At 37.6% G+C, this 22,236-nt stretch carries 24 protein-coding genes, 3 pseudogenes and 1 riboswitch; of the genes and pseudogenes, 20 read left to right on the top strand and 7 right to left on the bottom strand.

Annotated elements, in window-relative coordinates:
* The first annotated feature begins 11 nt into the window (after nucleotides 1-11).
* The 5 genes and pseudogenes from CIL05_RS01820 (at nucleotide 12) to CIL05_RS01805 (ending at nucleotide 3,922) form a co-directional block, all read left to right on the top strand.
* Nucleotides 12-1,587, top strand: a pseudogene (locus CIL05_RS01820) (FMN-binding glutamate synthase family protein).
* 171 nt (nucleotides 1,588-1,758) lie between these two features.
* The gene (locus CIL05_RS22010; protein WP_165769018.1) at nucleotides 1,759-1,902 is read left to right on the top strand and encodes a hypothetical protein; all 144 of its coding nucleotides are present in this window, start codon (nucleotides 1,759-1,761) and stop codon (nucleotides 1,900-1,902) included.
* A 14-nt stretch (nucleotides 1,903-1,916) separates the two neighbouring features.
* Nucleotides 1,917-2,174: a GlsB/YeaQ/YmgE family stress response membrane protein gene (locus CIL05_RS01815; protein ID WP_095653786.1), complete on the top strand. Its 258-nt coding sequence runs from the start codon at nucleotides 1,917-1,919 to the stop codon at nucleotides 2,172-2,174.
* Nucleotides 2,175-3,253: 1,079 nt separating this feature from the next.
* On the top strand, nucleotides 3,254-3,535 hold the full coding sequence (locus CIL05_RS01810) for a YwdI family protein (protein ID WP_095653785.1): 282 nt from the start codon (nucleotides 3,254-3,256) through the stop codon (nucleotides 3,533-3,535).
* A gap of 18 nt (nucleotides 3,536-3,553) precedes the next feature.
* A complete protein-coding gene (locus tag CIL05_RS01805) occupies nucleotides 3,554-3,922 on the top strand; it encodes a DUF423 domain-containing protein (RefSeq protein ID WP_095653784.1) in 369 nt (122 codons plus the stop codon).
* A 15-nt stretch (nucleotides 3,923-3,937) separates the two neighbouring features.
* Here CIL05_RS01805 and CIL05_RS01800 read toward each other — a convergent pair whose 3' ends face one another.
* From CIL05_RS01800 to CIL05_RS01790, 3 genes are all read right to left on the bottom strand, one after another.
* Nucleotides 3,938-4,189, bottom strand: a complete 252-nt coding sequence (locus CIL05_RS01800) for a hypothetical protein (protein WP_095653783.1) — start codon at nucleotides 4,187-4,189, stop codon at nucleotides 3,938-3,940.
* A 125-nt stretch (nucleotides 4,190-4,314) separates the two neighbouring features.
* On the bottom strand, nucleotides 4,315-4,779 hold the full coding sequence (gene gerQ / locus CIL05_RS01795) for a spore coat protein GerQ (protein ID WP_095653782.1): 465 nt from the start codon (nucleotides 4,777-4,779) through the stop codon (nucleotides 4,315-4,317).
* A 38-nt stretch (nucleotides 4,780-4,817) separates the two neighbouring features.
* Complete coding sequence (locus tag CIL05_RS01790) at nucleotides 4,818-5,243, bottom strand: cell wall hydrolase (protein ID WP_095653781.1); 426 nt, start codon at nucleotides 5,241-5,243, stop codon at nucleotides 4,818-4,820.
* Between the two features lie 498 nt (nucleotides 5,244-5,741).
* On the opposite strand from CIL05_RS01790, the gene CIL05_RS01785 reads away from it, so the two are divergent.
* From CIL05_RS01785 to CIL05_RS01740, 10 genes and pseudogenes are all read left to right on the top strand, one after another.
* Nucleotides 5,742-6,089 (top strand): DUF6176 family protein, encoded by a 348-nt coding sequence (locus CIL05_RS01785; protein ID WP_095653780.1) that lies wholly within the window; start codon nucleotides 5,742-5,744, stop codon nucleotides 6,087-6,089.
* Between the two features lie 163 nt (nucleotides 6,090-6,252).
* Nucleotides 6,253-6,507 carry a hypothetical protein gene (locus tag CIL05_RS01780; protein ID WP_095653779.1) on the top strand — a complete coding sequence of 85 codons (255 nt, stop codon included), beginning with the start codon at nucleotides 6,253-6,255 and terminating at the stop codon, nucleotides 6,505-6,507.
* Nucleotides 6,497-6,877, top strand: a complete 381-nt coding sequence (locus tag CIL05_RS01775) for a retropepsin-like aspartic protease (protein ID WP_095653778.1) — start codon at nucleotides 6,497-6,499, stop codon at nucleotides 6,875-6,877. The genes CIL05_RS01780 and CIL05_RS01775 overlap by 11 nt, the downstream gene beginning before the upstream one ends.
* Nucleotides 6,878-7,228: 351 nt before the next feature.
* Nucleotides 7,229-7,651, top strand: a complete 423-nt coding sequence (locus tag CIL05_RS01770) for an RDD family protein (protein ID WP_095653777.1) — start codon at nucleotides 7,229-7,231, stop codon at nucleotides 7,649-7,651.
* Between the two features lie 199 nt (nucleotides 7,652-7,850).
* Nucleotides 7,851-8,229 (top strand): annotated as a pseudogene (locus tag CIL05_RS01765) (VOC family protein).
* 359 nt (nucleotides 8,230-8,588) lie between these two features.
* Complete coding sequence (locus tag CIL05_RS01760; RefSeq protein ID WP_095653776.1) at nucleotides 8,589-9,995, top strand: Na+/H+ antiporter NhaC family protein; 1,407 nt, start codon at nucleotides 8,589-8,591, stop codon at nucleotides 9,993-9,995.
* A 232-nt stretch (nucleotides 9,996-10,227) separates the two neighbouring features.
* The gene (locus tag CIL05_RS01755) at nucleotides 10,228-10,566 is read left to right on the top strand and encodes an ASCH domain-containing protein (protein ID WP_095653775.1); all 339 of its coding nucleotides are present in this window, start codon (nucleotides 10,228-10,230) and stop codon (nucleotides 10,564-10,566) included.
* A 159-nt stretch (nucleotides 10,567-10,725) separates the two neighbouring features.
* Nucleotides 10,726-10,822, top strand: a riboswitch (guanidine-I (ykkC/yxkD leader).
* 71 nt (nucleotides 10,823-10,893) lie between these two features.
* Nucleotides 10,894-11,244, top strand: a complete 351-nt coding sequence (locus CIL05_RS01750) for a DMT family transporter (protein WP_095653774.1) — start codon at nucleotides 10,894-10,896, stop codon at nucleotides 11,242-11,244.
* Nucleotides 11,244-11,558: a DMT family transporter gene (locus CIL05_RS01745; RefSeq protein WP_095653773.1), complete on the top strand. Its 315-nt coding sequence runs from the start codon at nucleotides 11,244-11,246 to the stop codon at nucleotides 11,556-11,558. Before CIL05_RS01750 ends, CIL05_RS01745 begins: the two co-directional genes overlap by 1 nt.
* 214 nt (nucleotides 11,559-11,772) lie before the next feature.
* Nucleotides 11,773-12,516 (top strand): GNAT family N-acetyltransferase, encoded by a 744-nt coding sequence (locus tag CIL05_RS01740; RefSeq protein WP_095653772.1) that lies wholly within the window; start codon nucleotides 11,773-11,775, stop codon nucleotides 12,514-12,516.
* Nucleotides 12,517-12,819: 303 nt separating this feature from the next.
* On the opposite strand, the gene CIL05_RS01735 is transcribed toward CIL05_RS01740, so the two are convergent.
* Entirely contained in the window at nucleotides 12,820-13,470 is a 651-nt protein-coding gene (locus CIL05_RS01735; protein ID WP_095653771.1) for an SDR family oxidoreductase, read from the bottom strand.
* 358 nt (nucleotides 13,471-13,828) lie between these two features.
* Here CIL05_RS01735 and CIL05_RS22855 point away from each other — a divergent pair.
* Nucleotides 13,829-13,912: pseudogene (locus CIL05_RS22855) on the top strand (DUF4177 domain-containing protein); the annotation flags it as partial.
* 140 nt (nucleotides 13,913-14,052) lie between these two features.
* Here the strand turns inward: CIL05_RS22855 and hemQ are convergent.
* On the bottom strand, nucleotides 14,053-14,802 hold the full coding sequence (gene hemQ / locus CIL05_RS01725; RefSeq protein WP_095653770.1) for a hydrogen peroxide-dependent heme synthase: 750 nt from the start codon (nucleotides 14,800-14,802) through the stop codon (nucleotides 14,053-14,055).
* Nucleotides 14,803-15,038: 236 nt separating this feature from the next.
* On the opposite strand from hemQ, the gene pta reads away from it, so the two are divergent.
* Complete coding sequence (gene pta, locus CIL05_RS01720; RefSeq protein WP_095653769.1) at nucleotides 15,039-16,007, top strand: phosphate acetyltransferase; 969 nt, start codon at nucleotides 15,039-15,041, stop codon at nucleotides 16,005-16,007.
* Between the two features lie 210 nt (nucleotides 16,008-16,217).
* On the opposite strand, the gene CIL05_RS01715 is transcribed toward pta, so the two are convergent.
* Nucleotides 16,218-17,069, bottom strand: coding sequence for a lipoate--protein ligase family protein (locus CIL05_RS01715; RefSeq protein WP_095653768.1), 852 nt, complete (start codon nucleotides 17,067-17,069; stop codon nucleotides 16,218-16,220).
* 88 nt (nucleotides 17,070-17,157) lie between these two features.
* Between CIL05_RS01715 and CIL05_RS01710 the strand changes: the two genes are divergently transcribed.
* The 3 genes from CIL05_RS01710 (at nucleotide 17,158) to CIL05_RS01700 (ending at nucleotide 19,593) form a co-directional block, all read left to right on the top strand.
* The gene (locus CIL05_RS01710) at nucleotides 17,158-18,477 is read left to right on the top strand and encodes an HD domain-containing protein (protein WP_095653767.1); all 1,320 of its coding nucleotides are present in this window, start codon (nucleotides 17,158-17,160) and stop codon (nucleotides 18,475-18,477) included.
* Nucleotides 18,467-18,967 (top strand): YwgA family protein, encoded by a 501-nt coding sequence (locus CIL05_RS01705; protein ID WP_095653766.1) that lies wholly within the window; start codon nucleotides 18,467-18,469, stop codon nucleotides 18,965-18,967. Before CIL05_RS01710 ends, CIL05_RS01705 begins: the two co-directional genes overlap by 11 nt.
* Before the next feature lie 104 nt (nucleotides 18,968-19,071).
* Nucleotides 19,072-19,593: a YwhD family protein gene (locus CIL05_RS01700; RefSeq protein ID WP_095653765.1), complete on the top strand. Its 522-nt coding sequence runs from the start codon at nucleotides 19,072-19,074 to the stop codon at nucleotides 19,591-19,593.
* Between the two features lie 471 nt (nucleotides 19,594-20,064).
* Here the strand turns inward: CIL05_RS01700 and CIL05_RS01695 are convergent, their stop codons facing one another.
* On the bottom strand, nucleotides 20,065-22,092 hold the full coding sequence (locus CIL05_RS01695; protein WP_095653764.1) for a transglycosylase domain-containing protein: 2,028 nt from the start codon (nucleotides 22,090-22,092) through the stop codon (nucleotides 20,065-20,067).
* Between the last annotated feature and the right edge of the window lie 144 nt (nucleotides 22,093-22,236).

Raw genomic sequence — 22,236 nt, 5'->3', positions numbered from 1 at the left:
GGTGATAAAAAATGGAAATATGGCTATTGATTGCGTTGTTATCGATTGTAGGAATAGTAGTTATCCTGCCATTAATTTTATTTATCCGTATATATATTCAGGATACGAAACAACAGGAGCATTCTATTTTGCGCAATTATCCGTTGCTAGGAAAAGTTCGCTATATCGTGGAGAAGGTGGGTCCTGAACTGCGTCAATATTTATTTAATAATGATAATGAAGGAAAACCCTTTAATCGCAGGGAATTTGAATTTGTTTATAAAGCGGGAAAATATAATGATCGGATGATGGGATACGGATCTGAGCGTAATTTTGATGAAGATGGATTTTATATTGCTAATCATATGTTTCCAAAACAGCATGAGGAAATGAAAATTGATCAGGATTCGGAAATTAAAACAAAGCTTTATAAGATTGATAACGAAAAATTAATCAGTCGGAAAGAACATCATGAGGATGCTTCACTCAAACCATTTTATTTAACGGATTATGAAGCCATTATTCTTGGAAAAAAACACAGTGAAAAAGCCGTTTAAAATAAAAGGATTGATCGGACAATCTGCAATGAGTTTTGGCTCACTTGGAGACCATGCTATTACTGCATTATCCAAAGGGCTTGGCATGGCAGGTGGAACCTGGATGAATACAGGGGAGGGAAGTATATCAGACTACCACCAAAAAGGGAATGTGGATATTATTTTGCAAGTAAGTCCAGGTCTTTATGGTGTTCGAACAAGAGATGGTGAATTTTCATGGAGTGAGTTTAAAAAGAAGAGTGAGAATAAGGGGATTAAAGCATTTGAATTGAAGCTTGCACAAGGAGCAAAAACCCGTGGTGGACATGTAGATGGAAGCAAAGTAACCGAAGAAATTGCAGAAATTAGAAATTTGGAGCCATGGAAGGATATTAATAGTCCTAATCGTTTCCATGAATTCTCAGATGCAAAAGGATTGCTGGAATTTTTGGATAAAATGCGTGATATTGGAGATAAACCTGTTGGGACGAAAATTGTTGTCGGAAATGAAATACAGATTGAAGATTATATAAAAACAATGAAAGAAATCGATATCGTTCCGGACTTTATTACAGTTGATGGCGGAAATGGCGGTACAGGCGCATCATTTTATGAATTAGCTGAATCAGTAGGTTTGCCAACGTTTGCAGCATTGCCAATGGTTGATGAAAGCTTAAGGAAATATGGCTTGCGTGACCGAACTCATATTATCGCCTCAGGGAAATTATTAACACCTGACAAAATAGCACTTGCTTTAGCCTTAGGTGCTGACATGATCAATATTGCAAGAGGGTTTATGCTGAGTGTCGGCTGTATTATGGCTCAGGTTTGTCATACAAATAATTGCCCCGTAGGTGTAGCAACTACTGACCCGAAATTGCAAAAGGCTTTGAGTGTTGAAGAAAAGAGGTACCGTGTATGTAATTACCTGCTTTCACTCAGGGAAGGGCTTTTTGAAATGGCTGCGGTTGCGGGAGTCGATTCACCTACTAAATTAACCAGGGAACATATTGTTTTTAAGGATCAGTTTAATAAAGTAGTTGGATTAAAAGATTATGCTTATACTGAATAATGTCGTTTTGAACTAGGAAATTCTGTCAAAGAAAGTAGTTATCTGTAAATTCAGCTTATTTTTCTAATTTTCGTTGATTCTCCCGGCAAATCACGGTACAATGGAAATATAAAATTCGAGAATACTTACATTTAGTATAGAACATCCACTTTAGGGGGGGATCTTAGCGTTATGGAGAGCCTTTTGCAGGTATGTGAAGATACAGAAAAAAAGCTTGGCAGACAGTTGCAGGAAAATGAAGTGGAATTTTTGCAATGGATGTATAAACGCTATGAAGAAGAAAAAGGGGAGATCTACGAGTATTCCAAGGTATAGAGGAGGAAGCACATATGATACAGTTTTTACTGTATGTAATTGTGGCAATCATTGTCGGATTAATTGTTGCAGCACTATTCGGCTTTAAAATCGCAGGTGGCTGGTTTGGTGCCATTATCGCCGGTTTATTAGGGGCATGGATAGGAGATGTGCTGATACGGGAGCTGGGTCCGACAATAGGTGACTATTATGTACTGCCGGCAGTTATTGGTGCATTTATAGTTGCTCTGATTATTGGGCTCTTGGGTAGAAGAGCCGATATTAGAACATAAGTTTAATTTTTACACTGATAGGAAAGTATAACATTTTTAGGAAATCAGTATAAGTGTAACTAAGGCTTTCGCCGGAGCAGCCGTCAAGGCTATGAATCTAAAGGAGTGGAAGTCTCCTATCACCAGTTTGCCGAATCGGGTGATTAGCATATCCGATGCACAGTGAGGTAACGAACTGTGTTCTGCTCGGAAGTAAAAGTCGCAGTAGGCTTAACTTACTCTGAGAAGTTAATGTCAGAACAGTCTGTGCGGCGAGCAAACCATGAGGCCAAAAGGCTTTAACGAATACTGCAGTCCCGAAAACTTAGCCCTTCAGAAGCTGTTGAAGGGGTTTTGCTAAACGTCGACCTACTGGCGAAATAGGGAAGACCGTTGTTCTATGGGAAGAAACGGCAATAAACACCATAGGAGTAGCCGGGATATGGGTTTTGGCATCAAGGGAAAGATTCTTAGAGATAACGACGGGAAGGTCCTACTTCAAGCTGGGATGATACTGAACAGTAAAGACCGGCTATATAAGTTAACACCGAAAGTAGCCGGAAGATTTAGGACTGGCGCATGAGGTCGTATGAGCAATGAGAGAAGAGTAATGTCTTCTTAAGTGTGAGTAAATCGCACTCCATCAAGGTAACACCTATGAATGGGCAAAGGACCTCTGGGCACTTGGGTATCCTACAAAAGCAAAACACAGAGTTTGCATTTTCAGGATTCTAAGCTTGAAATTAAAATAACGGATGACACTTAATGTAAACCAACAACTGATGGGCGTATATGTGTATCAACATTTAACTTTACAATTGTCCGGGAAGGCATAAGTGAAGAAAACCCAAGGTCAGAACCGGACTCGGGAAATCCGACCGTCCGGGATCGTAGGGGGGCTACAGGAAACGTGGTTTAAAGAAACTTTGAACGCGCGCGCCTGTTTTCTATCCCGACATTAAGGCCTGGCGATAAGCCAAGTTTTCTAAAAAAAATGTAGTAAAAAGTCCTGGGGCGCCCTTGGGCTTTTTTAATTTTTATCATAGTAAACTAATGGTATACTTGAATTTGCCGAATAAAGGTATAAGGAGTGATCGCAGGTGGCGGTGACAAATGATACAATCATCCAAAAAATGATCAATGAATTAAATCAGGCAAAAGCGAATTCAACAGACCAGGTGAAAATGATAAAGCATATTGAAAATGTGCGTTTATTATGTGATTTATTTGTAGATGACTCTACAGTTGATGCAAATGAAATTTCACCGGAGGAAATGAAGGCAATGATCGGCGCTCAGACAAATCCGGTGAAGCAGGACAAAGATAAAAAATCAATAATTAATCATGATGAGGCAAATGGTGATTCACTTTTTGACTTTTAACCGGTGAGGTGGAAAAAAATGAAGTTATTTTTACTTTTAGGCGTAATAAATGGATTTCTTGCAGTTGCACTGGGTGCATTTGGTGCACATGGATTGGAAGGGAAAATATCGGAGAAGGCATTAGGAACATGGGATAAAGCAGTGAACTATCAAATGTTTCATACCATGGCATTGCTTGTAACTGGCTTACTCATTGCGAAGGTCACTGGTGGCAGTCTCGTATGGGCCGGCTGGATGTTCTTTATTGGGATTATTTTATTTTCAGGCAGTCTATATATTTATTCGACTACAGCAATTAAGACATTTGCCATGATTACACCACTTGGCGGTGTGGCGTTTTTGATTGGCTGGGTATTACTTGGTACCGCAGTGGCAAAACATTTATAGACTTATAATGATCTCTTATAGTAGAAACATCAGATAAGTAGTAAAAAGAAAGATCATAATTGCCCGGAGGACTTGTTTTCCGGCACTGGCTGATTGGTGTGTATACCATTCAATCATCGCATTACAAAGCAGCCCAATTGCCAGCAAATAAAGGCTCAGGAAAATTAATAACAGATAGCCTTGAATGAGTGCGATTAATCCAAATAGAATCACACAGACAATGGATAAAAGCTCCAATCGGATGAATTTTTCAAAGGGGTGTCTCATGTGATCGCCTCTCTTCATGCTGTTATTATAATGTGAGAAAAGGATGACACAAGCTTGGTATATGTGTCATCCTTTTAATAAGGTAGCTTTTTTGGAAAATAGGGACAGCGGTTACCCGACAGGTTTTACCTAGGTGAGTACATCGACATTTGAGAATTGGAGCCATATGGATAGGAATAATTTATTTCTTCATCAAAGGTTACGTAATCAAGGTATATCATTAACAATAAATATCTTTTGCCTGTCTGTGGGTCACTGATAATAATATGGTCCCTACCAGCAGCCTCAATAACTCCTTTGAAAATTTGTGCATTCCATTGGTCATTATTTTCAAATGTCATATAAACAGTAGCTTGCTTGCCTCTATTCAAACGTAAAATGTTTTCAATGTATGATTCCTGGATTGGAAGCATATTTTGGTCATTGGCAACAGGTGCCTGCTGGTTTTGCTGCTGTGTCTGTGGCGGAAATTGCTGTCTCGTGTTATACATCGGATAATATGCTGGTGACGATTGTGGGTAATAATAGTATGGATATGCCTGATATGGATTTGCAAATTGATTATTTACATTTTCTTGCTTTTCGCTCATTAAAAAACCTCCTAAATTAAATGCTTGATAACGAATTTTTACCGAAAAACTGCAGGACAGTCAGCGGAAGATGGTGCATAGAAACAATGTGATTTATATCTGCCCGTATTCCATTGGTTATACCATTGTGCAGGACAACTGCCCGCGGGCATAAAGAACCACAATGAATTGGAAGCCGGATGCTGACGCTCACCTTGTATAGTTCTGCGTGCCAACCGTTTATCAACCTCCCTGGCTCGCTGATAGAAATATCCTTTTTGTGTTGCCTCAAATCCCCCGGGGCTTTGAAAAACCATATCATTAATATTTCGAATTTCAGTGAAATCCAGGCAATCTGCAATAACCCGGTTTACCCCTGTATTTCCAACCATCAGCATACCTAATTGTCCTTCACCCTCAGCTTCAGCACGCATTAACCTTGCCAATAAGTCAATATCCTTTTCTGTATGTGCAACAACAGCCATAAAACATTCCTCAATTCTGCTGAAAATCTTGATGTTAAGCTCACTAAATTATATGTATGAATCGGGATAAATGATTATGACAAGAAAAGCTTAGAGGCGAATCGGTTTATGCCTGAGTTGGATTAAGGAAGAATCGATCATTTTACTGCGCTTTGACACAGGAACTGAACAAAAAAGGACCTCCTGTTTCAGTTGTCGAGGAGAAAACAATAATCGTGATTAGTGTTCAATCTTTATTGGCATATCTGGGTATATATTGTTTAACACAGCATTTGGTAAAGTAAATCACATTCATTTTAGCAAGAGTACATAAATCTTTATATTGCTAATTAATGTGTTAAAACGATTGTTAATTTATATTTTAAATTTTAAAAGAAATCCTATATTTGTTTTAGATTTTCAGAGGATATATGGGGGTTTATGTTAAACTGTAAATAAAGATTGTGAGCGATTACACTTAAACTGGCAGGTTAGTACAATAAGAAGGTGGGAAATATAATGAATGTTGAGTTAACGAGGTTTAGAGTTAAAGAAGGCAAATCCGAATTGGTGGATGAATGGTTAAAGTTTTTAAATGATAATATGAAGGATGTTCTAATCACTTTAGAAGATGAGAAAATGTATGTTGAAACTATCTTTAGAGAAATGCTAGATGGCAATGAGTATTTATATTGGTGCTCTGTTCAGGGAGAAAACGGTCAAGAGGTTGAAGAGTCCGAAAATTGGATTGACAAAAAGCACCTACAATATTGGGATGAATGTATAGATTCGAACTTTAGACCTGTAGACCTTACGACTGAGGTTGTAATGATACCAGCAAAAATTAGGGAAGTAATGAAACAGTAATTCCTTATATCTACTTAGTGAAGAACTTCACTTAAACTCCGATCTGGTGCAAGAGCTCAACAAAGTAATTATCGAAACTATCGTTAATTTCCACGATATTTATTTATTGAATATAATGCTATTATGTATATAGAGGAAATTAAGTAAAGGGACGGTGAGAGGTATGAAATGGTCAGAGGTTAGGAATTTGTACCCAAATCAATTTGTTAAATTAAAAGTGTTATCGTCTCAGATAAAAAATAAACAAGAATTTGTTGAAGATATGGCTGTAATTACGCCTGTATCAGATCAACTAGCAACAAAAGAACTGTTGAAATCAAAAGGTGATGAGCTCATTTTTCATACTGCTAATGAGAGTATTGTACTTGAAATCCGCCAAGATGTTGGCTTAAGGAGATTTGACTACCTTGAAAATTAAGCATAAATACGGATTACTTTTAGCGGATTTTACTCTGGCATTTAACGGAAAAAGTAAAGTGATTGAAAATATGGTTGTAGATACTGGGGCTGCTAGAACCCTTATTTCTCAGGATGTTGTAGAAGATATTGATCTTCATGTTGATTTACATGATAGGATTGTCACTTATTTTGGAATTGGTGGAAAAGAGCACGCATTTAGGAAACGAGTAGACCAAATTCAAATTGATGATTTTATTGTTGAAAAAATTGAAGTAGATTTCAATGATTTTGGATATGATGACATAAACGGATTACTTGGTTTAGACTTGTTAATGAAGGCAGGATTTACAATTGATTTAAGGCATTTTGAGATGGAAAGAAACGGTTAAAGAGAACCTAAAAAAGAAAAAAGGGTTCTCTTTTGTCATTTAACAGGCTGTTAGCATTAGAATCATCCGCAAAGGTTACTTTTTCAAACAAAAGAGTAAGGATAATTTAAAAAGCATCACATTTTATTTTCAGAATACCGAAGCATAATGTGAAGAATTATACCTAAAGTAAATGTGCGATAATTCAATAAGCAGATCGACATTTAGTCAATCTGCTTATTTACATTCTGATTTTTTAATTACATATTATGGATATTTTGTTAATGTTGTATATAGCTCTTTAAAAGGCAGGTTTTTGGAAGAAAGGATTATAAAAAAATAAAACTTTCGTTTAATGATAGGAGAGTTTAGATGTATATTACAAATCCAGCGGGTTTTCAGAATAGATTTCTGGCAAGATTTTTAGACTTCATCATTATTTTTTTGGTAACAGGAACTTTATCAAAGCTTCTATACGGAGTATTTTATGATGGTGACAATTATTACCTCACAGATTCATTGGGTTTCCTCTATTCCTTGTTATTGCCTATTTTCTGGTACGGGTACACATTAGGAAAAAGAATGGCAGGTAATCGCATTGTCAGAATCGATGGTAGAAAAGTTGGGATTGGTACAATGGTATTGAGGGATATTGTAGCAGGCGTTGTCTATATTCTGACATTAGGAATAGGATTGATTGTAAGTGCTTTTATGGTAGGGGTTAGAGAAGATAAGCGTTCAATTCACGATTTTATTGCACAAACATATGTCACAACAGATCCACCAACATCTTAATGGTCAAGCACTTCAACTATTTATAATGACCCGATTATTTAAAAAGAGCAACCTTCTTGTGCTATAGTGTTTAGTTTAGAGATATAATTTTATCCTGTGTGATTGATATACTAACAATACAGGAAAAGTAGACGAATGGATATAATAATACAGATTGGAATATAATTTAGATAATAGATACAAAAGGAGTAGAGTTATCATGGGAAAAATCACACCATTTTTAATGTTTCAAGATGGCAAAGCAGAAGAAGCAACGAATTTTTAAACATCTCTTATGGAGGATTCCGAGATTACAGAAATTGTTCGCTATGGACCTAACGAAGCTGGGGAAGAAGGGACAGTGATGCAGGCTGCTTTCACTTTGAAAGGTCAAGAATTTATGTGTATTGACAGTAATATAAAACATCAGTTTACCTTTACACCTTCGTTCTTAATATATGTTACTTGTAATACTGAAGAAGAACTTGACAATGTTTATCAAAAGCTAGGGCGAGATGGACAAGCACTTATACCATTAGACGATTACGGTTTCAGTAAAAAGTTCGTTCGGATGGTTAAATGATCGTTATGGCAACTAAATCTACCTAAATAATATAATAAGAATGGTTTAAGGAAGAACCTATCATACAAATGTAAAATTTAAATTTGTATGATGGGTTCTTCTTTTTGAATGTTTTTTTGACTATAGATTTAAAATAAAGTTCAATCAGAATGGTCTCTATGGATATACAGTTTAACTAACGAGATCAAGTCCCACTGGTACGATGTTCTACCTCGACTACCGTTATTAATAAGGCCATATAGAAAAAGGACAACCAGAAAAACACGGTTTCTTTCCCTCATCTTTTCGGTTTCTATAATAGAGAATTGCCCTTGTATGAAATTCCTAAATGCTGCACATGTTAACGATAGGACATATAGATGAGGTGACAATATTATAGAACAGACATGGCTTTCTTTAATTCCATTCATTATCGTCATTGTACTATCTATCTGGTTAAAACAAATACTTCCTGGACTTGTGTTGGGACTGCTTGTTGGAGCATTTCTAGTGGAATTCAGCATGCTTGATGGATCAAAAGAAACAGTAAACTATATCGTAACGACACTATCAGACCCGGGAAATATAAATATCATCGGTTTTCTTTACCTGTTTGGCGGGCTGATAGGTATGATGCAAATATCCGGAGGGGTCAAAGGTTTCTCAGAGTGGGTAGGCGACAAAATAAGCTCTGAACGGGGGCTCCTGGCAGTAATCTGGCTAACGCTACCCTTTACATTTATGATGCCAATGTTCCGAATCATGATGATTGGTCCTATTGTCAAAACATTGCTGAAAAAGGTGAATATGTCCAGCTGGAAAGTCGGCTTTACAATGGATGTATCGACAGGCTCAGTGATTGTGCTCCTGCCGGCTGCAACCGCATTTGTCGGGTTCATGGTCTCGCTAATCGAAGGTGGGATTCAAAAACACAATCTGGAGGCTGATGCCTATCAAGTATTTTTATCCAGTATTCCATTTAACTTTTTTGCGATTGTTATGTTGATTATTGGATTGGTTTGGACATTCTGGTCAAAACCTAAGAAGAAGGTTAAGAAAAACAAACAAGAGGGTGAGGAGTTTCACCGCACAGGAATTAAAAAAGAACTGTCCATGGTGAAAGCACAGCCCTGGAACTTGATTGTTCCTTTGTTTTTGCTGCTTGGGCTGACATTGTTCCTGTTGTGGCAGGACGGCATGGACAAGGGAGCTGCAGGGGTATTTGATGCCCTTGCGAAAGCAGATGCTACTTTTGTCATTCTTCTTGCTGTGTTTATTACACTGATTCTCACATTTATTTTCTATATGCTTAGGAAGCAAAAACTTGGTGAGACAATGTATCATTTTTATGATGGTGGAAATCAGCTGATGCAACCGATCATTCTCCTTGTACTTGTATGGTCACTTTCTCTTGTAGCAGAAGATCTTGGATTTTCCCGGTTTATCGGGGCAACCTTAGGTTCTTTCCTGCCAGCTTTTACCATTCCGGCAATTGTCTTTTTAGTCGGTTCGGTCGTCAGTTATTTCATCGGTTCTTCTTTTGGAACATGGGGGATTTTCATGCCACTTGGAATAGCGTTGGCTACTTCTACCGGCGCATCGCTTCCAATGACAGTTGGTGCAGTGTTTGCCAGCGGTTCATTCGGTGCCATGACCTCCCCGCTTGGTGACACAACAATCACAACTGCATCTATTCTGGATGTTCCGCTTATCAAGTATGCCCGCTATAAATTGAAAATTGTTTCAGTTGGTGTCGGCATAGCCGCAGTACTTTATCTTGTAGCCGGATTCTTTCTTGGATGATGGATTTTAAGATGGCTATGACACTAACTCGTTAAGCTAAACCGGTGCAGGAATTGAACAAGTGAGATCATCAATTGATGGTCTTTTTTTCTGTTAAAAATTTCAAGAATTTAAAATAAAACCATAATATAATGTGTTATTATTTGAATATAAAGACTTAAAAAACGAGGCCAGTTAATAAAAAGATATAATTGAGTATGAGAACATACATAGATGGGTGGGTGGGATTAAAATGATGCATCAAATGGGTTTATATGGCGAATATTTTAAAGCTATTAAAGATGGGGAAAAGACAGTAGAAGTACGCTTGAACGATGAAAAAAGAAGGAAAATAAAAGTTGGTGACACCATAGAATTTATTAAGGTTCCTGAACAAGATGACTCCTTTATAGTTAAAGTAACTGAAATGAGGAGATATGATACTTTTAAAGATATGTATGAGGATATTCCGTTTAAAGACTTAGATGGTGAAGGTTGGACAATGGAAGAAATGATAAAAGGAACATATGAAATATATACCCCGGAACAAGAAAAGGAATGGGGAGCACTAGCTATTACAATTGAATATTAAAGTTGAATTTATTACGTTAAAGTAAACGTAAGCAATCTTCCGTAATCGGGCGCAATTTTTAAATAGGTACGTCCTTCCTGAATTGGCCCATTTTGTTGAAGATGCATTTTAATTTGATTTAGTCTAAAATGTATGTATAGTGATAAACAATTACATAAATAAAATGTTTTCTAGGGTTCCGCAAGCATATTATTGGTCTGGTCCGAGAGAAAACTCACGCAGGGACGTGTCACGGAAGGATAAAAGCCTGGGAGATAACTGTTAAACAGTTTCTCTCAGGCTTTTTTATGTGTTTATGTTAATACTAAAAAATGGAGGTAATTTCAGATGAATAAAAACTGGATTAAATTATTTGTGGCAGCTTTTTTAGAAGTTTTTTGGGTAATTGGTTTAGCTCATGCATACGATTTTTGGACTTGGACTGCTACAGTCATTCTGATTATATTGAGTAATTATTTAATGATAACAGTAGCACAAGTACTTCCTGCTGGAACGGTTTACGCTGTTTTTGTTGGGTTAGGTGCAGGAGGTACTGTTATTGCAGAAATTTTATTCTTCGGAGAACCATTCAGATGGGCGAAGATTTTCCTAATCGCAGTCCTGTTATCAGGAGTTATTGGTTTGAAATTAGTTACAGATAATGAAAGTGATGAGGTTGAGGAAGGGGGAAGATCTTAATGGCTTGGTTTATTTTAATTATAGCAGGTCTGTTCGAGACTTTTGCTGTTGCCATGATTAATCAATTGTCTAGAAAACGAAATTGGCAAACAGTTGTTTTAATAATTTTTGGGCTTGGATCAGCTCTTGGTCTTCTGAGCTATTCATTACAAACGATTCCGATGGGAACAGGGTATGCGATTTGGACAGGGATTAGTGTTGTAGGTAGTGCTTTAATTGGAATGTTTTATTTTGGAGAGTCAAAAAGTTGGAAGAGAATGCTCTTTGTAACTTTGATATTAAGTTCTGCAATTGGATTAAAACTTATTTCATAGACCAACATTGTAAAGACTAATTACTTAAAAAATACAAATTGGGCTTTATATCTTCGGCAATAGGGCATCCGATTGCGGAAAATCGCAATTAGAAAATGAGCAAACTTTTTATGGGAAATGTATACTAATTCAGTAAGGAAGCATCCATTTTTTATCAAATTTTATTTCAAAGCTACAACACCTTCAATATAATGAAATAGAAAGGAAGCTAGAAATGTTTACAATACAAGGTGCAAAAATTCTTGATGGAACACCGAATTACTTGGTTATGGAAGATATAGGACAGGTATCCTCCATAGGACACTTTGAAAAGATCCTATACGAAATGAAGGAATATGTTAAAGAAAATGGTATTCATTCCGTATCGGTAGTTTTAAATGAAAAAGAGGCTTTGAACAATGAATATCTTGATCTACTTAGAGGGTTTGGCTTTCAGAAAGAAGAAACACAATATTTTTACAAACGAGATCTAACCGCTTTAAAAGCGCATGGACAGAAAGAATCCATTGAAATAAAATCGATGGAACAAACAACCGCCGACATGTTTAAAAAGGTTTGGCAAGAAGCTACCTTTGGGTCTCTAAATGATACTTCAGCTCGATCGATTGAGAGGGAATTTGAGGGAATGAAATCTGAACTGGGCCCTGATTACACAAAAAGTTGTCTGATTGCCTTTTATGGCAAAAATCCGATAGGGGTCACAATGCCTCATATCGAACCAGGGACCATTCATGAGGGTAGACTGTTTTATTTTGGATTAATCCCCAAGTATCGTAACAAAGGGTGGGGAGCAGCCCTTCACAAACTTTCTATGTATCTCCTTAAAGAAATAGGTGCCGCCTATTACATCGGGGCAACCGGACATAAAAATATCCCAATGCAGCGAATATTTCAAGCGGGCGGTTGTCATATGTTTGAATCGAAAGTCACTTATAGATTGAAGGAACATTCTGCCTGAGCTTTTTTAGGAATGTAAAACTGCAGTTTTTTGTGTGGAGATAAATGACTAGCAATACCAACGACTAATAGTTGAATGGACAGCCTTATTGCAACGATTTAATATCCGTTAGATTTCTAATCTATTAAAAAGACGCTTTCCTCAATTAAGAGAAAGCGCCTGGTTTCATTTATTCACCATGAGATCAATTACGGTAATTTCCTCCAATTTCAGAGGTAACCATATAATTCGCGGAAGTGGACCGTGGTACCTGACGTCATGGTTCGTACTTGAATTAAAATCAAACCTAATATCCTGTCTAGATTAAAGTGATCGGACTGCTTCATCAACTGGATCGTTTCCGGCTACGACTTGAAACTCTTTGCCGATTGTAGAATCGTTTTCCAGCGTGGCAACAATTACTTTTGCTATGTCTTCTCTTGGTACTTCTCCTCTATCTACTGTAGGTGCGGCATTGACTTTTCCTGTGCCTTGATCATTTGTCAGTAATCCCGGGTGTATAATGGTGTAATCCAGGTCGGTGTCTCTTAGCCATTCATCCGCATAATGTTTCGCGATGACATATGGCGCAAATGAAGAAGGGGATTCCTGAATTGCTTTACGTGTTGTATCAAACGAACTGATCATGATGAATCGTTTCACACCTGCCGCTTTAGCTGCTTCAATTGTTTTTACAGCTCCATCCAAATCAATCATAATTGTTTTATCCTTCCCGGTATTCGGACCGGAACCTGCCGTAAATACAATCGCATCGACTCCCTTAGCCGCTTTGGCAATTGCATCAACATCATCCTCTAAGTCAACAACTGCTGTTTCAGCACCTAATTTCTCAAAAAAGAGCCCTTGCTCTATCTGGCGAATCATTGCTCTTGCCTCCAGCTTCTCACTATCCTGAATAAACGTAACAAACTGTTTTCCGATTTGACCATTTGCTCCAACAACTAGAACTTTCATGTTCCCACCCTTTCTGTGAATTAAGAAAAAATCTTCTATCCCTTATCTTAAAGAATCAAAAAAACAATGTCTATTAATTGGACTACAGGACAAGTTCCTCTGGTCTCTTATTCAAGTAGATAAAGCCTATGACAGTCTTTTTTAGCTGAAGTGGAAGTGATCGGGTTATATACTAAATAAAATGTAATTGGAACTTTTTTCTATTTAAGTTCGTAAATGAATAAAGGCTGAAATCTAAAGGGGGTAATTTTAGTGTATGAACATAAATTTGTGAAGGTTAGTTTATCTAGTTTCAAAATCAACTCCAGAGGAAGATTATCATTCGGTCGTTTATGAACACGAAAAAGAAGGCTGGGAGTTAGTACAAATTTTTGCACCAGGAATAAAAAGTTACGGCACTCCTTCCTTTTTTGAGTTAATCTTTAAACGTAAGAAAGACTAATGGGAAACACATACTAAAAAACAAGAAAATAGTTACTATGCAAAAAAACGCCCAACTGAGCGTTTTTGTGTGCTTATATACTGTTAATTTGTAGCTGAATTGAACCCGTAATTTTTATACAAAGGTCTTTAAGCATTAGCTTATATTTTCAAATATGATGCTACACTTTCATTTGGCAAGTGGTTTCCAACAAAAAATTCACCAAACTCACCATAGCGTGAACTTACTTCGTCAAAGCGCATTTCATAAACAATTTTCTTGAACTGAAGGGGTTCGTGAGCAAATAATGTTACTCCCCATTCCCAATCGTCAAGCCCAATTGAACCTGTAATAATTTGTTTAACTTTACCGGCATATTTACGTCCTGTTTTACTATGATCATAAAGAAGTTTTCCGCGCACATCTTTTTCCAGTGTATACCAGTTTTCTTCAGCTTCACGGCGTCGGTCCATTGGATAAAAGCAAATATGCTCCCACTTTGGAAGAATTGGTTTTAGTCGAGCTTGTGTTTCAGGTAAGGTTTCCGGATCAATCCCATCTTTCGCAGGACGGTATTTGGAAAGCTCAACAACAGATACATAGGAATGTGCAGGAAGTAAAAACTCCCCTAATTTTGATTTATTTAATTCTGTTTCAATATCATTTAATTCTTCCATTGTCGGACGAAGGAACATGAAGATTAAATCTGCTTTCTGTCCAACAATTTTATAAAGGACATGACTGCCATTCTTTTCTTCCTCAACAGCATCCCATTTTGTAAGTAATTTTTCAAAGCCGGCAATTGCTTCCTCCCGCTCTTCAACTGAGGCCAATTTCCATGCTGTCCAATCAATTGTACGTAAATCATGTAACGAATACCAACCATCCATGGTTTCTACTGCTTCAACCATAATCTATCTCTCCTTCTAACCAGAAAAGTATTTATCCTATGTTTTTAGTCTATCATAATTAGGGAAAGATAATCACATGTGAGCTCTTTTATGAAATGTTTTTTCGTCATTGTTCATTTTACTGTCAAATTTGGTTATATAACCGGATGTGATTACTTTAATTGAGACAAGGAATCATTTATTATGAAATAGTAAAACGAATTGGAGCAGGTTATGGAAAATAGGAGGATGTACAAATGAGTAACTTATTTGATCAATTAAAAGAAAAGATAGCAAATCAAAATAAATCAATCGTTTTTCCTGAGGGACTGGATGAGCGTGTTTTAACTGCAGCAAGCCAGTTGGGGGCAGCAGGTATACTAACTCCCATCTTAATAGGGGATAAAGCAAGTGTGAAACAGAAAGCAGAGGAAGTTGGAGTAGATGTATCTTCTTGTAAAATAATGGATCCGAAAGATTTCCCGGAATTTAACTTAATGGTTGAAACATTCGTGGAACGCCGTAAAGGCAAGGCTACAAAAGAGGATGCGATGAAAATATTGCTTGATGAAAACTATTTTGGAACCATGCTTGTCTATATGAACCAGGCAGATGGTTTAGTAAGTGGTGCAGCGCATTCCACTGCTGATACAGTTAGACCCGCCCTGCAGATTATTAAAACAAAAGAAGGCATCAAGAAAACATCCGGTGTATTTGTAATGGTTCGTGATGATGAAAAATATGTTTTTGCCGATTGTGCGATAAATATTACGCCGGATGCTCAGGATCTAGCAGAAATAGCTGTTGAAAGTGCTGTAACAGCAGATTTATTCGATGTTGATCCACGTGTTGCAATGTTGAGTTTTTCAACAAAAGGATCTGCAAAATCAGAGGAAACCGACAAAGTGGTTGAAGCTTTGACAATTGCCAGAGAGAAAAATCCATCCCTGGTTATTGATGGTGAATTTCAATTTGATGCAGCAATTGTTCCAAGTGTCGCAGAGAAAAAAGCTCCCGATTCTATCATTAAGGGAGATGCGAACGTATTTATTTTCCCTAGTCTGGAAGCTGGAAATATCGGTTATAAAATTGCGCAGCGCCTAGGTGGATTTGAAGCTGTCGGCCCTGTCCTGCAAGGCCTGAATAAACCAGTGAATGATCTATCCCGCGGATGCAGTGCAGATGATGTATTTAAATTAGCATTGATAACAGCAGCACAAGCATAATAATAGTTGACCTGGAAGCTTGCGAGCGGAGTGAATAACTCTGTTAGCAAGCTTTTTTGTGCCAGTACAGGCTAGGGATAACCTTGGGATAGCAGGGAATTCGACAGGAGAGCAAGCTAATCGCTTAGAAAGTGGATATATCGTCCGGAGAGTGGATATATCATCCGGAGAACGATTATATCATAATAAACAGGGACGCATCTATGGAAATCATTGCATTTCAGCAATGCTTTCATTCCGTTTCTTCATTTGCTCATGACGTTTACTAAATGCTTCAAGCTCCTTGTCAGAAAAATCAATTTCCACTATATGCTCACTGAAATCATTCAGTGCTTCGTAGACATGTTTTTTCATTTCTTCCACGGATAAATTTATACCCAATAATTCCGATAACGATCCCATAACTTCCGGTTTAACTGTTGGGTACGTGAATTTTGTTTCCTCATCTTTTTTACTGATATCATAAAATTGTCGGATTAAAGTAGCACGCTCGTAGCTATTTCCTTCTACATCCAAATAGATTTGAATTGACGCACCATCTTTAACACGCCGTTGTGAGATTCCGGCAAATTTTCTTCCGTTGATACTTAAATCATAATCACCTGGACAATAGGAGCCAACAACCTCAAATGCTTGAATGCTGTCAGTCAAATCACGCAACATATATTGAATAAAACTAACCATCGCTTCATAGCAATCATGGATAGAAATATGTTTTACCCCTGGTAGAATCAGGGAAATATTTAATACACCTTGATCGAGTGCTACAGCAAGTCCACCTGAATTACGCACAACAACATGGTAGCCATTTGCAGAAAGCAATGGTACACCTTCATCTATATAAGGGAGTTTGGCATCCGGAATGCCAAGCACAATTGTCTCAGGATGTGCCCATAATCGAATGATGGGTGGGGAGAGTTCGTCGCTTACTGATAAAGCCAATGCATCATCTATGGCAAATGATGTGATGGCCGAATAAATTTCACCATTAAATTTCTGTTCATTCGAATGATCTATATATCGAAATGTCTTATGACTTATGATGTCTTTCCAGTTTTTCATAATAAACTCCTTCGTATCTCTTTTTTCCTATTGTCTTCTATTATATAATAAACTAAAATCGTCGAAAAGAAACGGGATGAGAAAATAGATGGCATATAAAGATGAACAATTAAATGAGGAGAAGGTTTTCAAAGATCCTGTCCATAGATATGTTCATGTGAAGGATCGGGTTATTTGGGATTTAATAGCGACACCGGAATTCCAGCGCCTGCGCAGAATTAAGCAGCTCGGGACAACAAATTATACTTTTCACGGAGCAGAACATAGTCGTTTCAACCATTCACTTGGGGTATATGAAATAGTACGCCGTATCATTTATAATTTTCAGGATCGCCCACACTGGAATAATGATGAACGGCTTTTATGTTTATGTGCGGCATTGCTGCATGACCTGGGGCATGGGCCGTTTTCCCATTCTTTTGAAAAAGTGTTTAAGCTGGATCATGAATATTTTACTCAAGCAATTATATTAGGGGATACTTATATTAATAAAATATTGGAGCGTGTTGCTTCAGGTTTTGCTCAGAAGGTCGCTGATGTCATCGCTAAGACGTATGAAGATAAATTAGTAGTCAGTTTGATTTCAAGTCAGATTGATGCAGATCGTATGGATTATTTGCAGCGGGATGCTTATTTCACAGGGGTAAGCTACGGCCATTTTGATATGGAAAGAATTTTACGTGTGATGCGGCCGATTGAGGATCAGGTAGTGATCAAATCCACGGGTATGCATGCGGTCGAGGATTACATTATGAGTCGCTATCAAATGTATTGGCAAGTATATTTTCATCCTGTTACAAGAAGTGCTGAAGTAATTCTTTCGAAAATCCTGCATCGTGCCAAATATTTATATGAGACAAATGATTTTAAGTTTAAGCTTAAACCAACACATTTTATTTCCTTTTTTAAAGGGAAAGTAGCTTTGGATGAATATTTAAAACTGGATGAGTCGATTGTTCATTATTATTTCCAGCTATGGCAGGAAGAGGATGACAGCATTTTAAGGGACTTATGTGAACGATTTATGAATCGCCGCCTGTTTAAATATGTGGAGTTTAATCCTAATCTGCAAATGAATGAATGGATGGAACTGTATCGACTGTTTCAGAAAGCAAACATTGATCCGGAATATTACCTTGTTGTAGATTCCTCTTCCGATTTACCGTATGATTTTTACAGGCCTGGTGAAGAGGAAGAGCGGTTGCCGATTCATTTACTTATGCCAAATAATGAGCTGAAAGAGCTTTCCAGGCATTCCGATATTGTAGAATCAATCTCCGGGAGAAAGCGAACAGATCATAAGTTATATTTTCCCAATGATTTATTGAATGATATAAAAGATGAGAATATCAAAAACAGAATAAAAGCTATTTTATATGGGCGGGGAGAGATTAAAAATGTTAAATAATCATGCAAAGCTAATGCAGTTTTTTTCTGTAGCCAATGAGGTTACCGGCCGTAAAAAGCTACAGAAGATGATTTATATTTTGCAAAAACAAGACATTCCCTTTGAGGAAAAATATCAGTTTCATTTCTATGGCCCTTATTCTGAGGAATTAACATTACGGGTAGAAGAGCTTTGTAATCTTGGGTTTATTGATGAGATGAAAGAAGAGAAAAGCAGCTATTATCAATATCATTACACAATTACTTCTGCAGGTGAAACGTTTCTAAATCAATTTTCCACAGGACTCCCAGATTTTACAGATAAAGTGGTCATGCTTAAAGGAAGAAGTTCCCGGTTTCTTGAACTTGTTTCTACAATGCTTTATTTTGATGATTTATCTAAAAATGAAGTGGAAGAGAAAATACAAATTACGAAACCTAAGCAAAAATACAGTTTAGATGAGATTTCTGAGGCGTGGGCGTTTATTGGAAAATTATCTCAAGTACAATAGGAATAGAGCACCTGCTGCGCCTGCGTGAAATCGAATAAGTTAAAAAGAGCAGATTCCTGTGCTACAATGGATAACAATACAGAAATAGAAGGAGGGCTCCCGGTATGAGTTCCGATCAATCTTCAAATAAAAAGAAGAGCAATGCATTTACAATTATTAAGGATGATTCTACTGATGGGCATGGCGGTTATGGGGCAGGAACCGTTAGTTTAGAAAATATGTCCCCCGTTATTGTTGACCCGAGTGAAAATAAAGCATATGTAGATATGGGTGCAATGCATGCACGCAGTGATATAGAGCGCCGTGTGAAATATCTGCCAAATAAGGATGAAGTTCCAAATGGCAAGCTGTATTGGATCGTTTGGGTAAATGTGGACCGTGGTGAAAACGGACCATATTATGCAGGGGTGGCCGGAAGTGAATTACGTGTCGACCGTTCCATCAAACGTGCATACAAATCCATGGCAGAGCATGTGACGCACATGGAAAAATCATTAAAAGGCAAAATCATCGTCGAACATATGGATGATCCATCCAAAAAATTACTGAAGGATTTCCTTGTCGAATTTAATGAAGACATGTGGAATAATTCCACGGATGAATTAAAAGAGGTTCTTCCGGAATAGGGTAATTTAAAACACTTAAAAGTGAACAATTTGTGACGAATTATGAATAACTAGCTAAAATCTTGTACTTTTCATTATAAATTTGTAAAATGTGTATACATGGGCTAACTCATGTATTGCTAGGACAAAAAAAGAAGCCGACAATCAGGTAAGACGGACTTACCTGATGTCGGCTCTTTTTTTTGCTTATTAAACTATGAATTTGATGGAAGTGACAACTTAAAATACTGCTCTGGAAGAACGATGCGGCAAAAATTCCAATAGAACTTCTAAAATATCCGTGAGAGCTCCCCTCAAGGACAAAACAATTGGAAAATAGATGCGAACTGTCCGTGAGAAATCCCCTGAAGGACAATACTGCTCAAAGCCAAGCCAATAGAAAATACTGCAGAACAGGAAAGCTTCGGCAGCACTACCATCTTCGTGAGAAAAAGAGTTTTCCATTATTAAGTAAACGCCCGCACAACAAATTCAATTAAACATTTCAAACAGTTTTTCCAAAATGCCTTTATTATCCTCTTTTTCATTGCCCTCTATATGAAAATGCTCGGTGCAATGGGACTCAGGTTCTGTTCCTTTTTCATAATACATTACACGGCTCGCATCACAGTATGGTGTGGCGCGCTCTCCTGTTGCGGGATCGATGGGGATACCGACAACACCAGCGGGGGATGGGAATTTCTCTTGAGGTAATCCTTCATGAGCACTTTCCATAAACCCGGCCCATATGTTTTTGGCATAGGTGCTTTCTGCGACGATTTCCATGGAACGGTTATCGTCATAGCCGATCCAAACACCTGCCACAAGAGATGGGCTGAATCCAATCATCCAGCTGTCCGAATCGGTTGTACCTGATTTACCGGCATAAAGATGTGTAAGGTCATTTGCTATCGAAGAGCCTGTTACAGCCATATAGCCATCCAGCTCTCTGTCAAACATTCCTGTCATCAGCTGGGTTAGGATAAATGCTTTTTGGGGATCAAGAACCAACTCACTGGAATCATTATCTCTTTCAAAAACAGTTTTACCATCCCTGTCAATAATTTTTTCAATCGTGTAGCCGTCTATTTTCTTGCCCCCGTTGGCCGGTAGTCCATAACCTGTAACCATTTCTTCAACTGTAACTGCAGCTGTACCTAATGCAAGTGATGGCACTGCAGGTAATTCGCTGGTAATACCAAAATTTTTCGCAGTTTCAACAAGTTTGTCAGCACCTAAAAACATATTCGTTTTCACGGCATAGACATTATCTGATAAAGCTAATGCCCGAGCTAATGTTATCGGTTGATTTGCATAATAGCCATTAAAATTGCTGGGACTGTAAACAGCTGCATTCTCCAATTCGAAAGTGGTAGGTTTACTCATCAGCATGGTGCTTGGTGTATACCCATTTTCGAGTGCAGTATAATATAAAAATGGCTTAAACGCAGACCCAGGCATTCGTTTTGCCATAGTGGCCCTGTTAAAAGGGCTCTCCTCATAATTTCTGCCGCCAACCATTGCACGAATTCCACCAGTCTTCGGCTCCATTGCGATAGCGCCAGCCTGAATTTCGCTGGCATGGTTTACTGTTGTATTTATTTTGCTTTCCAGCTGTTTTTGATAATCAATATTTAATGTCGTATAAATTTGAAATCCACCAGATCTGATGGATTCGGAATCGAGCTCCAGTATTTTGGAAGCTTCCTGCAAAACCACGTCCTGAAAATAGGAGCCTATTTCAACTTTATTTCGATCTGTTTGATCAGCATATGTCAGTTTTTTACCTGTAGCCAAATCATATTCCTGTTCGGTGATTTTCTTTTCATTCAACATTGATTTCAAAATTTGCAGCTGGCGGTTCTTCGCTCTTTCCTCATCATTTAATGGAGAATAATAGGTTGGTCCTTTAGGAATACCAGCTAACATCGATGCCTCAGCAAGGGTCAGTTTTTTTGCAGATTTATTAAAAAAGTGATTGCTGGCAGCTTCGATTCCATATGCCCCATGCCCATAATAAATCGTATTTAAATAGCCCTCCAGAATTTCGTCCTTCGAATAATACATCTCGAGTCGAATCGTATAAAAGGCTTCTTTTAATTTCCTTTCCCAGGTTTTTTCATGGGTGAGGAATAAATTACGTGCATATTGCTGTGTAAGCGTACTGGCCCCTTCCTTCAAAGAAAAACTTTGAATATCCTTCCATATGGCTCCCGCAATTCTTCTGAAATCAAATCCATGATGATCATAAAAATGCTTATCCTCAATCATTAAGGTTGCATCAATAACAGCAGGAGACATCTCATCAAGTTCAACCCAATACCTGTTTTCCGATCCACTTTCCTCCCCGATAATTTCATCGGAATTACTATAATAAATTGTGTTTTGCTGATTTGTTAACGTTGGTGGACCTAAAATAAAACTCACCAAATAAACGCCCAATATGACGCTTAAAAATAATAGGAAAGCACCCAGCAATATTTTAATGATGAATCTATTTTTATTAAACTTTTTTCCCATAATAATTAGCTCCAATGAATGTCTGCATAATCTCATTATGGGAAAAGATATAAAGAAATAAACTTAATTACCGAAAATGCCAGTAGTATGGCACAAACAAAAGTACCATCAGGGGGGCAGGAATACTTTTCTAGAAGAATTTCC

It is taken from the genome of Virgibacillus profundi (genome assembly GCF_002287375.1).
Lineage (GTDB): Bacteria > Bacillota > Bacilli > Bacillales > Amphibacillaceae > Virgibacillus_K > Virgibacillus_K profundi.
The sequence above is the reverse complement of the archived record's forward strand: the minus strand, read 5'-3'. Positions and strand labels throughout refer to the sequence as shown.

What these genes read in the sequence shown, in the direction of transcription:
- CIL05_RS01770 (WP_095653777.1), top strand. Translation starts at nt 7,229, where the DNA reads ATGTATATTACAAATCCAGCGGGTTTTCAGAATAGATTTCTGGCAAGA.
- CIL05_RS01790 (WP_095653781.1), bottom strand. Translation starts at nt 5,243, where the DNA reads ATGGCTGTTGTTGCACATACAGAAAAGGATATTGACTTATTGGCAAGG.
- CIL05_RS01755 (WP_095653775.1), top strand. Translation starts at nt 10,228, where the DNA reads ATGATGCATCAAATGGGTTTATATGGCGAATATTTTAAAGCTATTAAA.
- CIL05_RS01700 (WP_095653765.1), top strand. Translation starts at nt 19,072, where the DNA reads ATGAGTTCCGATCAATCTTCAAATAAAAAGAAGAGCAATGCATTTACA.
- CIL05_RS01715 (WP_095653768.1), bottom strand. Translation starts at nt 17,069, where the DNA reads ATGAAAAACTGGAAAGACATCATAAGTCATAAGACATTTCGATATATA.
- CIL05_RS01800 (WP_095653783.1), bottom strand. Translation starts at nt 4,189, where the DNA reads ATGAGACACCCCTTTGAAAAATTCATCCGATTGGAGCTTTTATCCATT.
- CIL05_RS01805 (WP_095653784.1), top strand. Translation starts at nt 3,554, where the DNA reads ATGAAGTTATTTTTACTTTTAGGCGTAATAAATGGATTTCTTGCAGTT.
- hemQ (WP_095653770.1), bottom strand. Translation starts at nt 14,802, where the DNA reads ATGGTTGAAGCAGTAGAAACCATGGATGGTTGGTATTCGTTACATGAT.
- CIL05_RS01710 (WP_095653767.1), top strand. Translation starts at nt 17,158, where the DNA reads ATGGCATATAAAGATGAACAATTAAATGAGGAGAAGGTTTTCAAAGAT.
- CIL05_RS01750 (WP_095653774.1), top strand. Translation starts at nt 10,894, where the DNA reads ATGAATAAAAACTGGATTAAATTATTTGTGGCAGCTTTTTTAGAAGTT.
- CIL05_RS01705 (WP_095653766.1), top strand. Translation starts at nt 18,467, where the DNA reads ATGTTAAATAATCATGCAAAGCTAATGCAGTTTTTTTCTGTAGCCAAT.
- CIL05_RS22010 (WP_165769018.1), top strand. Translation starts at nt 1,759, where the DNA reads ATGGAGAGCCTTTTGCAGGTATGTGAAGATACAGAAAAAAAGCTTGGC.
- CIL05_RS01780 (WP_095653779.1), top strand. Translation starts at nt 6,253, where the DNA reads ATGAAATGGTCAGAGGTTAGGAATTTGTACCCAAATCAATTTGTTAAA.
- gerQ (WP_095653782.1), bottom strand. Translation starts at nt 4,779, where the DNA reads ATGAGCGAAAAGCAAGAAAATGTAAATAATCAATTTGCAAATCCATAT.
- CIL05_RS01695 (WP_095653764.1), bottom strand. Translation starts at nt 22,092, where the DNA reads ATGGGAAAAAAGTTTAATAAAAATAGATTCATCATTAAAATATTGCTG.
- CIL05_RS01735 (WP_095653771.1), bottom strand. Translation starts at nt 13,470, where the DNA reads ATGAAAGTTCTAGTTGTTGGAGCAAATGGTCAAATCGGAAAACAGTTT.
- CIL05_RS01815 (WP_095653786.1), top strand. Translation starts at nt 1,917, where the DNA reads ATGATACAGTTTTTACTGTATGTAATTGTGGCAATCATTGTCGGATTA.
- CIL05_RS01785 (WP_095653780.1), top strand. Translation starts at nt 5,742, where the DNA reads ATGAATGTTGAGTTAACGAGGTTTAGAGTTAAAGAAGGCAAATCCGAA.
- pta (WP_095653769.1), top strand. Translation starts at nt 15,039, where the DNA reads ATGAGTAACTTATTTGATCAATTAAAAGAAAAGATAGCAAATCAAAAT.
- CIL05_RS01745 (WP_095653773.1), top strand. Translation starts at nt 11,244, where the DNA reads ATGGCTTGGTTTATTTTAATTATAGCAGGTCTGTTCGAGACTTTTGCT.
- CIL05_RS01740 (WP_095653772.1), top strand. Translation starts at nt 11,773, where the DNA reads ATGTTTACAATACAAGGTGCAAAAATTCTTGATGGAACACCGAATTAC.